The sequence below is a fragment of the Mesorhizobium sp. M7A.F.Ce.TU.012.03.2.1 genome, assembly GCF_004006095.1.
Lineage (GTDB): Bacteria > Pseudomonadota > Alphaproteobacteria > Rhizobiales > Rhizobiaceae > Mesorhizobium.
In genome coordinates, this window is record NZ_CP034779.1 from 4,556,280 (window position 1) to 4,571,890 (window position 15,611).

Consider the following 15,611-nt stretch of genomic DNA (forward strand, 5'->3'; position numbering starts at 1 on the left):
CACGCCCGGTGTGCTGCCCAGCGAAGAGATGATCAACGGGCTTTATGGGCCAGGGTTGAGCATAGGGGGGATTCACAGACTCCCTGTTTCGATCTATGTTGCCGGCCATGGACACGGTTTTCGATGACCTTTCCGAAGCCCTCAGAGCGCCCCACCAGGACGCATGGCCCGCTGTCCGCGCCTTCGCCCTGGACGTTGCCGCCAAGCTGTTCCTAGGCCTTGCTATCGGCCTAGGCGTTGGACTGGGGATGGCGATCGCCGGCTAACTTACAGACGGCGCGCCTTTAATGGAACGAGACAGCCGTCACGACTTCGAAACCGGCCGAGGACGACATCCCCACACCATAGCTGGCGGTATTGGCCGCGACGCCCACGGCGTGGCCACAGCCCGCCCGCATGAACGTCGGAGTTACCCCGTACCGCCCTTCAAGGTCCAGCGTCACCCCCGTAAGGGACATGGCGCTTGTCGAAGGCTCCACGCCACCAGCCATGGCGATAACGCAACTGTCCGCCGCAGTCGTCAGATTGGTGATGGTTGGATCGTTACCGGTTGCCGATTTGAAGTCAGTATGGACGTTGGAGGCGTATCCAGTGATGACGTAGATATCCATCAGGGAGCAAGTGTGCAGCCCGCTCCACGTCAAAGTCACTGTGATATTGCCGCCCGTGGTGATTTCTCGATAAGCGATACCGGCCTGCGTGCCTTCGTTGAGGCCATCGTTAATCCCGTTTTGCCCGGCAAGCGTGCCGTTGGTGCCGTCGATGCTACACGACGATAGAGTCCGGACGCCAGCGGCGGTCCGAACGGAATGCGCGCCGATAAGAACGATCTTGGGACCGGCCGCGCCGACATTGATGTTGATTTCCGTATGAGGCGATGTGCCTCCCCCCGTTACAACACTGTTGCGACGCTCAATGAAGGTGACGACAGGGCCGGCAGGCGGTGGGGTAAACACGAACGAATTTACTATCATCATGGGGAATGGAAACGTCACTTGGACGCCCTCCTCTGTTTGTTAGGGTGGCTAAGTCCTGTTTGTTCAAATGAAATTGTGGGGGATCGTAGACCTTCCCCCTTTTCACGGGTTGTCTACGATGTCGCCAACCGAAGAGATGACGGCATCGATCGCGAACGCGCCATCGGTGAACGCTCGCTTGAAGATGATCTGGCCAGCGCGCTCGAATATGGCGATCGAGTAAGGGTCGCAGACCGACCGTGCGATGTCGCGAACGCCCGCCGTGACGTCGACAACGGCGCCGTCGATCACATCATCGATGTCGCCTTCAAAGGCGATTTCCGATTCATCGAAGCCGCCCGCCTGCATGAGAGCGAGCAGGAAATCGGCGAGCTGCCGTTGTGTCCCGTCTTGCGAGGTGATGCGCATCCGCTGCGGCACACTGAAGACGGGTGTCTTGGTCAGCAGCGTGTCGGTTTGACCGTCGTAGTAGTATTCTTGCGGGTTGCTAGTCGCGCCCGCAACAGACCGCGTTTCGCCCGTCTGCAAGTTGGTGAAATAGGACGTGCTCGACGCGACGAAATAGAATTCATCAGTCAGGCGATGCAGGTCAGGATCGCCGAGCTTCCTGACGCTGCTATAGGCCTCTATCTGGTAGGGCACGGTCTTGGTGAACTCGACAGCGCCGGTTGTTCCATTGATGCGCTTGACGGTGCCTGCATCAGTCCAGACGACAAGATCGCCATCGTCGTAAACCGCATAGCGCAAGTCATCCGCCAGCGTGGCAACAACAGTCGTGCTCTTGACCGTGCCGAGAGCCGTGAAGATTACCTTGACCAGTGCGTTGTCGGCGCAAATCCAGACATCTGCCTCATTGCCCCGGACGGCTCCTGGCGTCAGGCATTGAATGCTTGCATAACCGCCCCAGCTTACGGCGGTCTCGGTCGCCAGGGTAAGCGACTCGTCGGCTGCCTTGTAGTAGTAGCAGAACAATTGCTGATCGTCGGTCGATCCAACGTAGAGAGCGCCATCGCCGATTTCGACCAGGCATATAACGCCCATCACGGCGAGTATGGTCCCAAAAACGTCGCCAGCGGCAACGACTGCGCCGCTCAACGGGTTGAGGATCCTCAGGCTCCAATGACCGTCCCCTGACTCTCCAAGGTAGAAAAGGCGGTCATAGGCTCGGCTGTAGCGCCAGCCAGCGTACATGGTTGCCCCACCTGCCTGTGGGATGACGTAGAACTCCCGCAGAGCGCCGATGGAAAACCGCCTGATCAGCCCGCCAGGGCTGGTGTAGCCGTAGAGTTCCAGTTCCCCCCAGACTGGGACCATGTAGTTGATCGTCCCTGAGCTTAAGGTGCCGAAAGACTCATAGTCGTGCGTCGTCGCGCCGTCCTGAATCCACTCGGCTTCAAAGACCGGCGGAGCGCCAAGCCCAACAATGTCGAAATCCTTGACGACGATATCGAGATACCCGCGATGGGCAGAAACGTTGCTTTCGCCTTCCTCCGAAACCATTGTCGGGTCGCGCGGCTGGGTGCTCCTGCCGTCATAGGCGGTGAACTTCAGGCCGCTTTGGCGATAGCCTGTGCTGCCGTCATAGATCAGCTTGCCATTGGCGTAGAGTTTGCGCAGGACCCAGGTCGAGTTTGGAACCAGCGGCCGCGCGAAACGCAGGCGGGCCGACATCTTTGCCGTGGTGGAGGTGATCGTGTCCCAGTATTCGACATGGGTGGAGGTGACGGTAAGGATCGGCGGCACCCAGATATAGGCCGCCGGCAGCCGGCATTTTCCGTAGACGACTGGAATAGTTTGGCCATACGCCGAAGTCGGCAACGTGGTTTGGACTTCCGGCACTTGAGGCACGGTCGGCGCTGTCGGTTCATCGAAAAGCCACCGCCCTCTTATCGGTCTCGACATTTACTGCCCCGCCCCATTTAGGAATGCCTGACCAGGCAGTCGGTTCTCAGCCCGAAAATTTATGATCAGCGCCGCCGGGTCGAGGGGCTCGCCGCATAGCGAGATTTCATCGATCCGGTTGACTGCCGTCAGGATCTTTATGCCGCACTGCATCGTGTCCCAGGCGGCGCCCTTAGGGCCGAGCGAAAGACCCGTCAAACAGCCTTCGCGGTAGAGCGCAATCGCCTCGCACGCTCGCGGCGTATTCCAGAGCCGACCGATGACGAAAAGGCCGCGGTCATCGTCGGCGATCGTCAGCCACTCGCCGATTTCGGGGCCTTTGTGGTTGAGCAGCATTTTTGGTTTACATCCGCGCTGCATGAGATCGCGGAAGGCGCCCTTCGCGATGATATAGCGTCCACATAAGACGCCATAATTCGCGGCATAGCCGGCGACCATCATTTGTTGGCGGCCACGGCTATGCGATCGCGCGGTCGCGCGTGGGGTGGTGGTCATGTTGTGGGGGATCCTGTATCAGGGGAGGGTTGCATCTGGTTGGCAACTGATTGCCAACACGATAAGGAAAATGCTATCTGGGTTCCTTTAGAATAAGGAGGAGTCAATATGCCGATAAAGAAGCGGAATCTGTTCCCTCACCAGAAAGGCCTGAACGGCCCGCTGGATGAGCCTTTCAAGAAACGCCTTCAGAGGATTAGAAACGTCGGAGGGCTCACTTACGACAAGCTCGGTCAAAAGCTTGGCATAAGCGGAAGCTTTGCGAGCAACCTGCTTCAACAGGAAGCCCACACGCGCACCGTGCATATTCCAAGGTATTTGTCAGCGGTTGAGCAGTTGGAGCGCGAGCTTGGAATAGTTGGAGGCGAAGCAATTACTGTGAGCGCTTCTGTACCGCAGTCGGATCCGATTTCGCTCGAAGGGCTAATCCGCTACGCGAATAGCCAAGGATTTGCAGTGACCTTTACTCCGATTGACCCTCGAATGCCGGCAGACGCATAAGGCGAGTCTCCCGTCCGCACCGCGGCGCTTCACGTTAAAACCGGTCATGCTTGAGGGCCTAAAATGGAAAGCCGCTTGGATGGCGATTTCTTACTGACTTTAGCGGGCCGATTGTATACTTGCAGTGGTGTGGCTTGGAATTTTAGATGGCAAATTTCTATGCTATTTTGCAAAAGGCGCTCGGCAAGCATGGCGACGAGACGCCGGAAAAGCGTACGCGCATCTATGCCAGCGTTCGCACCATGCTGGCGAAGAAGCTTGAGGAATATTCGCCGCCGCCGGCCNCCGCTACATCGAAGAGCTGATCGGCGCCCCGGTCGCACTCCTTTCCACCAGCCCGGAACGGGACGACACGATACTTGTGACCGATCCGTTTCAAGACTAGTTTCTGAAGCCTTTCCGGGCATCGCGGCCGATTTGCGGGGGCCGGCGCGGAAACAAAATACAGGTCGACTGAAGCATGGCAGATTACGTTGCTATTCTGAAAAAGGCGCTCGGCAAGCATGGCGACGAGACGCCGGAAAAGCGTACGCGCATCTATGCCAGCGTTCGCACCATGCTGGCGAAGAAGCTTGAGGAATATTCGCCGCCGCCGGCCGCCGRAGCCATAGCCACGCAGATGCGTTCGCTGGAAGACGCGATCGCGAGTGTCGARCGGGACTATGCCAAGAGCCTGCCGGAGACCGATCCGCTGGCGGAGCTGGAACACATCTTTTCRTCGATCGATCGCAACAAGAATCAGCCGAGCCGTACAAGCCAGCCGGCAACGATGGAACCGGCCTGGACCCGATTTTCTCCGCCACCTCCGCCGAGGTACAAAGAGCCTCCCTCAATCGATGAACAGATCGCTGAAACCGTCTTGGAGATTGGCGGGGAGTCTTTGACCGTTGCCCCGCCGGCAAAGCAAAATTCGCCCAAGCCGCCCGAACCTACAACCGTGGCAGGCCCGCACTATCAAATACGCGGAGGGAAATTGGCAAGTTCCCTGTCGCCGCCAGGTGATTCCGAAATTGAGGTCCAGCGACAACTTCATTCGAATCTAAAAGTCGCAATACGCGACGCGGTCGCACTCACGCCCAGCATGAAAAATCGCTTTCCGGAGTTAGCGAGAGCGGTAGAAGCTTATGACCGTCTAATCGACTGCGAGACGGAGCAGCTAAATGTCGTAAACCTCTGGGCGGTCGGCGGCGCATTATACAGTTTCGAAAGTGCTTATCGAAACCAAAATATGATTCGTACACTTTCCGAGCCTATCGAGCCACAGATCGAAGCGGCGCTTCACAACGTGGCCAGATTGCACGGCGCCTTCATAATGGGTTTCGAGGAAGGTCGAGACCTCGTCAGCAGAGCCGATGCTTTCACGCATGAGGAGGAAATTGTAGACAGTTTGCGTGAATCTGGCGACAAGCTCATTTCTATTTTATCAGAGAATGCTGACCTTGTTGAGGAACGAACCAGAGCAGTCACCAAACCAATAGCAGACTATGTGCACGAATTTGGGTGGACCGGAACCCGGACTGGCTATGCCGCATATACTGTCGTGAGCAATGGTATTCTGGCCATTCTACGGGGCTTAATTGGCAGGCCGAATTCTGTTTTAGATGCGGGAACTAAAGTTGCTGCGATATATGCTTTTGCTGGCTATAGTAACCCCGAGTTCGCGCAAGTGGCTTTGCCCATACTGCATCGCAATGGATCGGTTATTCTGTCCTTTGTTAACCACTCACCGGAGTTTCGCGCTTATGTTGAGTGGGCACTTGCACTCCTTCGCGCAGATCAGAAGACAACGCAGGTCGGCTCAAATTTGGGCAAGCCGGAGGGGCAACTCAGTTCGAATGGCGTTGACCCAACACCGAACAAGTGATCGCTTTTGGTGGACCGGCCCCCATATTTTGAATGGGAAAAATGTGCGCTTTCGGGTGTCTAGCGGTATGCGCTCTGGCGGTCGTCGCGATCGGAAGACCCCCTTGGGGGTGCCTGCGGGCTGACGTCAGGCGGCCTTAGAAACCGTCTTGGTAATCACGCGCGTCACGCCGCAGGTTTTGCGACTATTTTTGGCGCCCTAATGGATGCCGCGCAGTCGCATAGCAGCCTCGGCCTTGCGGAGTAGACGTTCCCTGGCTGCGCTAGCGTTGTTTTCTTTGCGAACGCTCGCGTCAGTCGTTTCATAGGCCGGGAACGCGGTGAGCGTGATCTCGTACAGATCGATCTCTGTGACGGTGCGGAGCGGCAGCCGGCCGCCGCCGTCTTGCCAGTCCTCGGCCAGGAATTGGCCTGCGAACGAGCAGCCCTTAACGTCCCCTCGGCCAACCGTACCAAGCGCCTCCTGGCCGGAAGGCGTCGACTTGTCGACGTCTAGGCTAAACCACAGACCTATGCGATCTTCACGCAGGGTGAGCGTGCCCGCCGACACTCTGCCAAGGACGCGGCCGGTGTCATGGCCGATCAGCGCCACAATGTCGTTTCGCTTGAGTGACTCAGTGAACGCTCCGGGCGATATCCGCTCCCGAAAAGATTGGCCGATTGTCGTGATGTCGTTGAAGCGCACGGCGTAACCGCTGATTACATTATCGGCCAATCGTAGCCTCCGCTGCTTTCAGCTTCGCCTCTCGCTTACCGAGACTGGACTTGGCCCGAAGCTCTGCGGCGATGTCTTTGGGATCTGTGGAGTCATAGCGGAGCCTACCGTCAGGCATTGTGATTTTTCGCGACCGCACTGCCCGTGCGCGCGATGTATCGGCACGTTCAAGCATAGTAGCCAGCCTCCTTGGCCTCACGAACGAAACGCTGGATGTGGCCATCCCTGTGTTCGCCGAGGAAATGTAGGCTTACCGGGCCAAGGCCGCCCCAAGAGATGTCTTCGCGCTCGAGTTGATCCCGAAAATCGTCATAGCTTGCGCGTACCGCGGCAACGGCCTCAAGCGCACGTGCAACCGCAGCAACGCGCCGTCCATATTCTGGCCGGCATACTTCGATGATTGCCTTACTGGCAGCCGACCTTGCTCCCGTAAGGCGCTGGCGCAACTCTTCCAGCGCTGCTTCGATGTCCCTATCGAGAGTCGTCAATTCCGCCAATTTCGCGCGCAGAGCGGTAGAGCTGTCTGAGGTTTCACCGAGAAGCTCAGCAACACCGCGGCGCAAAGCTGGCGCAGGAGTTTCTCGAATCTGTTTTTCGGTTTCTCGACGCTCTGCTCTGACTGCAGAATGGCGTCCGATAAGGGAATCTCTTTTTTCCACCAGCGCGGCGTATTCCGGCTGGGTGGTCAGGGCAGGAACAATGAATTCCGCGGTCTTTGCAACAATGGCCATTTTCATTTCCCCTTGAATAGATCGCTAATGGCATCGGCGAAGGCCGCGCCGTTGATTACGGTCGATCGACGGTGGCCGGCGTGTTGCCAATGACCAGGATTGGTGCCTGGCTCGACAAAACGGCTGATCGCGCCGTCCGATTGAACGATGGCGATTTCTGGCCACGTCGAGACGACTTCGATCTTGATCCGGCGGATGTCTTGCGAGTCTTCCGCAGCCAGGTCGGCCAGCGAGTCCAGATAGTTCCCGGCCGAGTATTGTAGGCTCGCCGGCAATGACTCGATTGGCGTTCCCGCCGGTGTTAATTCGCGGACCTTCGCAACGGTCTCGGCGACAGCGCGCAACGGTACGTCCACGGCGCTGCCGATGAGCAGGTCCACGACATTGCCGATGCCGAGCACCGGGGATTTGGAAGGAGCGCCAGGCGGTAGCCTGCCGGCTTCTGTGAGCGCACGTGCAACGGCACGAACGCGGGGTTTGTTGAGACCGATGCGTGCAGCAAGCACGTTCACGGCCTCCGAGGTGGAAGGCATGATGTGTTTTTCCTATTTTCGAAAATGGCTAGTTCAAGCGCAAAAATTGCTGCGGCCCCCGACAAGCCGAAGCTCAATCGAGGGCCGCGTTTCCGGCGCTGACGGAAACGGAATTGTCCCGCCTGGTCTCTTGACCAATGGCGGGATTGCCGGCGCGCTGGCGACGCTACCGGCGAAGCCGGGGCGCATGAGGTCGCTACGGCCTATCTCTCGTAATTACCCTTTGGGCTGCAGAACTGGGTATACCTAAAAACTCAGCTGGCATTCTGTGCGGGCAATTCCGCCTTTGCCGCCACGGAACGGCTCATTTCCGCTACCATTCCGTTGCCAACCCCAATCAGCAAGTAAAGCAGACCGTTGTCAGCTGCCTCGCCCGCATTGTTCGTCCCTAGATACCTTGTGGCTATATACGGATTATTTTCGAGGATGCTTGTAAAGGCCACCCCCGCTCGTAGCCCGCCGCCGATAACAAGAAACCAGGCAATCACGCGCGCAAAATTGGTAAAAAACATAGAGCCCTCCACTGTGCCCATCGTAGCTACTTTGTCGGGGCGGCTACCGCAACTAAGCTGCCCGACCGAGGAGGTATGGAATTCGCGGGTGTGTCTTCCAATAGTGGTCGACTGCCTTCATTCCGCACATCACCAAAACGCGGCCTGCCGCCCCAGCCCCTTGCTTCCCTGCACCCTCACGCCCCCCAATAGTCTCCAGCGTCTCGCCATCGACCACAGCTGCTTCAAATGGCTCGGCAAGCCAACCAAGCTCATCTCTCAGGGCGGCCAGTTCATTGGAGCAATCTATCCGGTCGAGGATTGGCCAATCTCCATTCCAAACCTTCGGCACCTTACGCCCTCTTTGCATAGGCTGGTCGGGATCGGTGCGCAGGCCATGTCTCGGCCTGCTGTTGGGTTCAGGATGCCGCTTGCCAGTTACTCGCTTCGGCCCTTTGTCCTTTAGGTCGCCAGTGCTCGCATCCAGGTCTGTTCGATGCATCAAAAAGATGTCGTCTCCTAAATCGTGGCCGATCAGGTCGATTGGACTGTGTGCGCGGTCAAAGACGTCACGATACCGCTCCGCCAACGAAAAGCAGTGCGAAAGGCCGTCACGGCGTAGCACCTTCGCGAGCGGCCAGTTGTCATTGGCGGCTTGCCGCGGTTCACCAGCATACCAAGCTACTCCCGAGGCTATGAATTGCTCCGGCGATGGGCCATCACCTGGTCGTACGAATGGCGTTCCCTTTGGGCTTGATAGTTTGCGGGGCGACCATTCGATCTCCTCGCTTTCAAGTTTGCGATTGTCGTTAGCGGGTACGCCCGCCTCGAGAGCGAGGCGATCGAGTTGCTGAAAGGACATCGGATTTCCTCATGAAACCATCCGCCAGGATGGGTGAACCGGCCCGGCCGGGCAGTGCCGAACCGCAATACGCGGGACGGGTAGTTAGATAGCGGCGTCGGATGGCCACCGCCGGCAGAGTCGAATAGAAAGACGAAAGGGCGCCTAAAAAGGGGGATCGATGCAGATTTTCTTAGTACTGGCTGGAGTTGCAGAGCTAGGATTTGGCATTTTAGTTTTTGCGGATGGGCCTGCAATTACCCAACAGATTGCAGGCCTCATCTTAGTGTGCGCCGGAGTGGTCACCTTGGGCCTCTCCGAATTAATCAATATTGGACAACGTATCGCGCGAGCAGTGGAAGCGAAGTTGGTTGATGCACCATTATTGCCATCATTGCGGACCCAGACCTACGTCTCACCAAACTCGTCCGCCTACGGCGGAAAGGCCAAAGTTTGTTCTTTCTGCGGACACAACAATTCTCCCATCCTTGATATCTGCCATTGTGGAAAGCCGCTTACGACTTAGCCGCACACCCCTGTGGAACAATCCGCTCTCCGACAGGTTTCTCTCGCCAAAGGAGACTTCCATGATCCGTTGGCTGATCAGACTCGGCGCGTTATATGCGGCATACAAACTCGGCGAAGAGGTAGGCCGCGCACAGGCCCGAGTTGATCTGAGGGCACCGTTGGATTACGAGCGCCTTCCGTAAGACAGAAACGAAGAGGAATTCGGCGAACCGATCTGAGGTTTGTTGTCATTCGCCGGCCGCAGGTCTGGCCTGATCCGGTAGAACTCTAGCCAACTGATGGTGCGAATTTGAACGGTCTCTCCGTTGGTCTCGACAGTTCGTGCTGCTGCCATTGGCGCCTCCCATCATTCGTCAACCCGCCGCACCGTCGGGAAAGAGCTGGTGTACATCTGGCCGTCCTCGCCTTCAGTGATCACTACAAATCGACCTTGGTCGAATGAACTCTCGTGAACTACGCCCACGACCTGGCACGGAAACCAGTTTGTCTTGCCGCCCATTTGCTTGACCGGGTAAGCGGCATCGAATGGCGCGATAGAAATTAGGTTCATTTTGGAATGCTTTCATGGTGTTCTCCTCGTTTCTTATTTGGTGGTCGAAGTGCGCAGTCGGTTTCCACCGGCTGCAGGTGCTTCCACCGCCAGCGGGGTATAAGGGGTGGTGGTGGCTAGGCTGGTGGAATGCCGGTGGTAGTCCGGTGGAATGCCGGTGGTAGGGTCCGGTGGAATCAGGTTCCTCCGTAATCTTCAGACGTCAGAATGAGCCGCTTTCGCTGACGCGAGGCCGGCCCCTCGATGACGATCTTGATCTCTGCTGACTCCAAAAGCCTCTGCATGGCATCGCCGAACTGTCGCTTTGAGATGCCGCCAGCTTCCACGTGTTTGAACATCTTTGCTGGCGCGTAGTTTGTCCCGGTCACATCGGAGACGCTCTGCCCAGTTCGATTGAATATCGAAAGCAGCTTTTTGAATGTCTCGTCAGCACGCTTGTTCAGGATGCCGGCGACTGGCGAAGGCTTACCATCATCCAAGACGAAGGCACCCTCCTGCCACCGCATTCGTATCTCTCCGCCCTTCTTGCCGTAGTTGGCCTTCATGGTGGTGAGGATACGGACATCGGGATCCGCGCCATCTCCGGCCGCCGTGGTGAGGTACAGTCTTGACCGGACGCTGTTGTTCCAAGCCGTTGAGCCTGATGAACCTGTGCCTGACTGCATACCCGCCACTGACGGATGCGAGAGCAGCAGGACTGCCATATCCAAGTCGATCGCCGGCTTTCGGAGCAGACCGATGAATTGTCGCACATGGTTGCGTTTGATTTCGTCTCCGCCAAAAAGGTCAGCCGAAGTGTCCAGCACAAGGAAGCCGGGGCGATAATCGACAAGCCTCTCAACGAGCCGGACCATGTTATCGGTCGGCTGCATTACGCTCGCCTTATCGGGCACGGCAAGCAGGGCGTCGCGGCCGGCCATGGGTATAAGTCGGAAGTCAGCCATGTCAGACAGGCCGCGCTGGTGTTCGTAGGTTATCGCGGCAAGCCGTCTATGAAACTCATCAGCCTCATCCTCAGCTCCCAAATACATGACGCGCCCGGCCATTGGGCGAAGTCCAATTGTTTCGCAGCCCATTGCACTGGCGGAGGCAATCTGCAGAGCAAGAAGTGATTTGCCGACGCCACCGTCGCCGTTGAGGATCGTTACCTGGCGCCGCGGTATTAAGCCATCAAGGAACCACTCACGGGTCGGAACAGGCATACCGTGCCAGTCAGCCGGGCTAATGATAGGCAAGTTGTCGTTGGCTGGATGAGGCGCAGGCTGTGCTATAGCTCGGGCGGCATAGGTAGGAAGGTCGCGACCAAGTCGCATGTTGACATAGGCGCCAAGCTGCTGCGCTGTGTATTTCCCGGTCGTTCCGTCCACAACGATGTCGCGGTTGCCGGCGATGTACATGCTGCAGACCTGGCCCTGAACGTCCGCCTCACGAACATAAATGCCTTTGACTGTTCCGCCAAAAAGCCCGGCGAGTTCAGCCAGCGTCACGTCCGGCGGGTCAATCTGCGTTGCGGTCATGCGGCGATGGCTCCATGAGCGCGGCTAAAGCGGCGCTGGCGATTTCGGCAACTAGGGGCTGGGAAAACGTAACGACGCGACTGCCCATAGCATTGGGCGCGAACACGGCGTAACCGCCGCTATCGCGCCGGGAGAGCTTCAGGTTGAACACGCGAAGATCATCCGTGATCTCGACGTCGACGCGTGCGATCACGTTCCCGGAGCCAGGAGGCTCGGGTCGGCATGCAATAATTCTCAAGGTGGAGTTCCCGTTTTGGAAATGGCTGCGGTTGGATCCGCAGTGGGTTTTTATAGAAGGGTAGGGCGGCTAGGCTGCTGCCCTTGCCCGCAGATTGTCATTTGCATGGTCGTAAACCGCCGTTCGCCTGCTTGCGGCAAGCCAGGCCTCAAGGTCGGGGAGTGCGTATCTGACGCCACCACCGAGTTTGAGGTAGACTGGTCCGCAGCCCGCCATGCGGCTCTTATTCAGCCAACTCGGAGACTTCGCGATATGTGCCGCCGCTTCTTTTGTGGAAAATAGCACTTGAAGCCCCCTTGAATTAGTGTTAGGTATTTAGCGGATGGTGGAATTTGCCACTCGTTAACGTGTAGGCGTTTTCGCCTCGTTTGTCAATATCGGTCAGGCCGATTCCGGTTCTGGCGCCACAGTCGCAAGCCACGGCCAACCCGCCCATTTATCGCCTGTCTCGCGAATGTGTGTGTAGCGCTGCAGATTTTGCCAAGAGCGATGCCCTGACACTGACGCTACTTGCGGGATTGTGCGGCCAAGCTCGAAGAGCCGCGACACGCCCTCGTGCCTCAGGTCGTGAAACTTCAGGTCTGGAATGCCAAGCATGTTGCAGGCGTTGCGCCATGAAAAGTTGATGGTGTCGCCCTTATAGGGAAAGATCAGTTCGCCGGTCTTTGGCGTGGCCTTGATGATCGCCAGAGCTTCTGGCGTCAGCTCCGTCCAAATATGATTTCCGGATGAACCGCGGGGATCCTTTGCGTCACGAACCAAGATGCGGCTGTGGGCTTCATCCAAGTCAGGCCAGCGGACGCGGACAATCTCTCCTTCGCGGCGAGCACTAAAGAGCGCGAATGCGGATATTCGCTCCATGGGCAGGCTGCGCTCGGTACGCGTGGCGAAGAACTGCATCAGCCGACTCATCTCATCGACAGTGGGCCGCCGGTCGCGCTGGTTGGATCGGCCAGTCATCTCAAGCTTCGCGGCTACCGTGATCGCATCCGTCATCGCCTTTTCGTCCAGCGGATAGCCCCACGCTGGACGCGAAATCTTGAAAACCCCCGACAGGAACGTCAGATACCCGGCAACCGTCGAGGGCTGTCGAGTTTCTGCAAGTTCTCGAGCTAACGCCACTATATGATCTGAACGAATTTCGGAGCAGCGCTTGGATGCGATGTCATATCCCTTGAGGCTATTAAGGACCGCGGCTTTGGTGCGACCAAGCCGCTTGGCTTCCCGCTCGTACCGCCCTATTGCCTCGCCAAGCGTCGGGTCTTCTTTCTTGATCTCCTCAACTACGCCTGGCTTCGAAAGCTCCCCCTCGCGGAAAGCTCCCCACGCCGCTGCCTCTCGCCGCTTAGAGAACGTCTTGTTCTCACGGTGGACTGTCTTGCCGTCGCGCTTAATGACGATCTGGGCCATGTACGACGGCGAGCCGTCCTTTCGTTTCCGCTCTATGATGCTAGCCATTCGTACAACATGCCTCCCAGTTCTGTACGACATGTTGTACTATAAATGAAAAACCGTGCAATAGCGGGAATTTCGCTGACACGGACTGACACGTTAACCGGTTGATTTTGAAAGAAAATCTAATGAAGTCTATTGCGGCGTTGCCGATGTATGACTGGCCCGAAATGCGCGGCGAGGTCGACGCGCAATGGATGCTGTTGCGCGACGTGTTTCGGCAAAAGGGTATCGACGCACCGCAAACCATCGTGCGGCGCAATGGAGACCTGCCGCCGGTGCCGGGCGGTATTCGTGATGCTGCCGGTGCATTGATCGCACCCGACCCAGTGACATTGCCGCCGGACGAACTCGATTTTCACAGACTGTGGCTGCACCCGGCGCTGCTGTTCGCGCAGACCTGCTGGGGGCCGATGGAACTCGGCCTGTCCAGGCATGTGCAGGTGGTTGCCCAGCCAAGCTACGACGCCTACGAAGGCGGGCAGGGCGAGCTCTATTCCAGCGCCATCGTCATGCTGGCGGATGGCGCGCCGTCGGTTGCCTCGCCCAATGACGGCAGCCCGCTGATCCCACTAGATCGGATCCGCGGCAAGCGCTTCACCTTCAACAGCCTCGATTCGATGTCGGGGTTCCTCGGTTTGACGCGCGACCTGGAGGCGATGGGCGAGAGCCTTGACCTCTTTGCCTCGCGCAGCGAAAGCGGTGGGCACCGTTCCTCGATCGTCGCAATTGCAGAGGGCAAGGCCGATATAGCGGCCATCGACTGCAAGAGCTGGGCACTGGCGCAGCGTTTCGAGCCGGCGGCGAAAAGGGTGGCGGTCGTTGGCTGGACCGGACGGCGCAAAGGCCTGCCCTACATCACCGCCGCAGGGACACCGGAAAAGACGGTTGGGGCGTTGCGCGAGGCCATTGCCGGGCTAGCCGAGCAGTCTCTTATCCAACGGGTAGGTTGAGAGCTGTTCGTTGCCCGTCTCGGTGATCAGTATCTGTTCCTCGATCTTGACGCCTTCGCGCCCGCCAAGCCTGCCGATATAGCTTTCCACGCACAGCACCATGCCCGGTTCCAGCACGCCGTCCGGAGTGTCCGATGTCCAGTCGCTGGCATGCGGCAAGGTCGGGTATTCATCGGCCAGACCGACGCCGTGATAGAGCACGCCGTAGCGCGTCGGGAAGCAGTCGCCGGGCGGCACCGCCGAGCGTTCGACGAGGTCGCGAAACGAGATGCCTGGCTGCATCAGTGCCGTGTTGTGCCCGATCTGGTCGGCAGCGATGCGGAACAGGTCGCGCTGTTGGCTGGTCGGCTTTCCATCGCCGCACAGCCATGTGCGCGACAGGTCGGCGCAGAAGCCGTAGGGGCCGATCAGGTCGGTGTCGAAGGCGACGAGATCGCCAGCCTCGATCTTGCGCGACGAGCATTCCTGGAACCACGGATTGGTGCGCGGGCCTGACGTCAGCAGTCGCGTCTCGATCCATTCGCCGCCGCGCGCGATGTTGCCGCGGTGCAGTTCCGCCCACAATTCGTTTTCGGAAGTCCCCGGCTTCAGCGCTTGTTCCATCTCGCCCATCGCCGCCTCGCAGGCGACGATCGCGCGGCGCATGGCGAGGATCTCGTCGGGTGATTTGATCAGCCGCGCGTTCTCCATCAACGCTTCGCCATTGCCGATGGAAATGCCGAGGCGAGCCAGCTCCTCGACGCCTTCCGGATTGATATGGTCGACGGCGATGCGGCTGTTGCCGCCGCCATGCTCTTTCACCAGATCGGCTATTCCTGCGGCCCAGCGGCGGACCTTTTGCTCGGTCAACTCACCGCCATAGAGATACATCCACGACACTGCCGGTCGCACTTCGTCGACGACGCCGGAATGATCGGACAAATGCTCGCAGGAGAAATAGTCGAACAGCACCACCGGCCCCTCCGCGGCGACAAAGCAATGCCGCGTCGGGTTGTGCGCCACCCACAGCTGCATGTTGGTCGAGTCGGTGGCGTAGCGGATGTTGACGGGATCGTAGAGCACGGCGCCGGCATAGCCGCGGCGCCTCAGCTCGGCGCGGATGCGCTCCAGCCGGTATTGGCGCATCGCCGCCAGATCGGGCGCGGCAATGCCCGCCGCGGCCCATTCAGCCTCGGCCTGCGCACCGTAGCCCAGCACATGCTGGTTGAGCGAAGCCGCCTTCTGGCGGGAGGCGTCGCGCAAGGCTTCGATCGAGTCGGCTTCGAACGGCATGATCTTGCGATGCCGGCCAAAGCTGCCCTTCGGCCCCGCGTTGTCCATGGTC

17 protein-coding genes are annotated in these 15,611 nt (G+C 58.5%); 4 read left to right on the plus strand and 13 right to left on the minus strand.

What is annotated here, in order from left to right; genetic code table 11:
• Nucleotides 1-284 precede the first annotated feature (284 nt).
• From EJ079_RS22365 to EJ079_RS22375, 3 genes are all read right to left on the minus strand, one after another.
• Complete coding sequence (locus EJ079_RS22365; protein WP_127810193.1) at nt 285-995, minus strand: hypothetical protein; 711 nt, start codon at nt 993-995, stop codon at nt 285-287.
• An 84-nt stretch (nt 996-1,079) separates the two neighbouring features.
• Nucleotides 1,080-2,795, minus strand: coding sequence for a hypothetical protein (locus EJ079_RS22370; protein ID WP_127810194.1), 1,716 nt, complete (start codon nt 2,793-2,795; stop codon nt 1,080-1,082).
• Nucleotides 2,796-2,879: 84 nt separating this feature from the next.
• Nucleotides 2,880-3,374: an HK97 family phage prohead protease gene (locus EJ079_RS22375; protein WP_127810195.1), complete on the minus strand. Its 495-nt coding sequence runs from the start codon at nt 3,372-3,374 to the stop codon at nt 2,880-2,882.
• A 108-nt stretch (nt 3,375-3,482) separates the two neighbouring features.
• On the opposite strand from EJ079_RS22375, the gene EJ079_RS22380 reads away from it, so the two are divergent.
• Both EJ079_RS22380 and EJ079_RS33980 read left to right on the plus strand, forming a co-directional pair.
• Nucleotides 3,483-3,875 (plus strand): hypothetical protein, encoded by a 393-nt coding sequence (locus tag EJ079_RS22380; RefSeq protein ID WP_127810196.1) that lies wholly within the window; start codon nt 3,483-3,485, stop codon nt 3,873-3,875.
• A 460-nt stretch (nt 3,876-4,335) separates the two neighbouring features.
• Nucleotides 4,336-5,739 (plus strand): hypothetical protein, encoded by a 1,404-nt coding sequence (locus tag EJ079_RS33980; protein WP_245481720.1) that lies wholly within the window; start codon nt 4,336-4,338, stop codon nt 5,737-5,739.
• A 198-nt stretch (nt 5,740-5,937) separates the two neighbouring features.
• Here EJ079_RS33980 and EJ079_RS22390 read toward each other — a convergent pair whose 3' ends face one another.
• The 5 genes from EJ079_RS22390 to EJ079_RS22410 form a co-directional block, all read right to left on the minus strand.
• A complete protein-coding gene (locus EJ079_RS22390) occupies nt 5,938-6,453 on the minus strand; it encodes an HK97 family phage prohead protease (protein ID WP_127810197.1) in 516 nt (171 codons plus the stop codon).
• A gap of 167 nt (nt 6,454-6,620) precedes the next feature.
• Nucleotides 6,621-7,184, minus strand: a complete 564-nt coding sequence (locus EJ079_RS22395) for a hypothetical protein (protein ID WP_127810198.1) — start codon at nt 7,182-7,184, stop codon at nt 6,621-6,623.
• A gap of 2 nt (nt 7,185-7,186) precedes the next feature.
• Nucleotides 7,187-7,717 (minus strand): hypothetical protein, encoded by a 531-nt coding sequence (locus EJ079_RS22400; protein ID WP_127810199.1) that lies wholly within the window; start codon nt 7,715-7,717, stop codon nt 7,187-7,189.
• A gap of 254 nt (nt 7,718-7,971) precedes the next feature.
• On the minus strand, nt 7,972-8,229 hold the full coding sequence (locus tag EJ079_RS22405) for a hypothetical protein (protein WP_127810200.1): 258 nt from the start codon (nt 8,227-8,229) through the stop codon (nt 7,972-7,974).
• Between the two features lie 52 nt (nt 8,230-8,281).
• Nucleotides 8,282-9,070 carry a hypothetical protein gene (locus EJ079_RS22410; RefSeq protein ID WP_127810201.1) on the minus strand — a complete coding sequence of 263 codons (789 nt, stop codon included), beginning with the start codon at nt 9,068-9,070 and terminating at the stop codon, nt 8,282-8,284.
• Nucleotides 9,071-9,230: 160 nt separating this feature from the next.
• Here EJ079_RS22410 and EJ079_RS22415 point away from each other — a divergent pair, with 160 nt between their 5' ends.
• Nucleotides 9,231-9,575: a hypothetical protein gene (locus tag EJ079_RS22415; protein WP_127810202.1), complete on the plus strand. Its 345-nt coding sequence runs from the start codon at nt 9,231-9,233 to the stop codon at nt 9,573-9,575.
• 348 nt (nt 9,576-9,923) lie between these two features.
• Here EJ079_RS22415 and EJ079_RS22420 read toward each other — a convergent pair whose 3' ends face one another.
• The 4 genes from EJ079_RS22420 to EJ079_RS22440 form a co-directional block, all read right to left on the minus strand.
• Nucleotides 9,924-10,127 (minus strand): hypothetical protein, encoded by a 204-nt coding sequence (locus EJ079_RS22420; RefSeq protein WP_127810203.1) that lies wholly within the window; start codon nt 10,125-10,127, stop codon nt 9,924-9,926.
• Between the two features lie 176 nt (nt 10,128-10,303).
• Complete coding sequence (locus EJ079_RS22425) at nt 10,304-11,644, minus strand: AAA family ATPase (protein ID WP_127810204.1); 1,341 nt, start codon at nt 11,642-11,644, stop codon at nt 10,304-10,306.
• Nucleotides 11,625-11,837, minus strand: coding sequence for a hypothetical protein (locus EJ079_RS22430; RefSeq protein ID WP_127810205.1), 213 nt, complete (start codon nt 11,835-11,837; stop codon nt 11,625-11,627). Before EJ079_RS22430 ends, EJ079_RS22425 begins: the two co-directional genes overlap by 20 nt.
• A gap of 426 nt (nt 11,838-12,263) precedes the next feature.
• Complete coding sequence (locus tag EJ079_RS22440; RefSeq protein ID WP_127810206.1) at nt 12,264-13,340, minus strand: site-specific integrase; 1,077 nt, start codon at nt 13,338-13,340, stop codon at nt 12,264-12,266.
• A gap of 122 nt (nt 13,341-13,462) precedes the next feature.
• On the opposite strand from EJ079_RS22440, the gene EJ079_RS22445 reads away from it, so the two are divergent.
• Nucleotides 13,463-14,287, plus strand: a complete 825-nt coding sequence (locus EJ079_RS22445) for a PhnD/SsuA/transferrin family substrate-binding protein (RefSeq protein ID WP_127810207.1) — start codon at nt 13,463-13,465, stop codon at nt 14,285-14,287.
• Here the strand turns inward: EJ079_RS22445 and EJ079_RS22450 are convergent.
• Nucleotides 14,252-15,607, minus strand: a complete 1,356-nt coding sequence (locus tag EJ079_RS22450) for a Xaa-Pro peptidase family protein (protein ID WP_127810208.1) — start codon at nt 15,605-15,607, stop codon at nt 14,252-14,254. The genes EJ079_RS22445 and EJ079_RS22450 overlap by 36 nt on opposite strands.
• Nucleotides 15,608-15,611 lie beyond the last annotated feature (4 nt).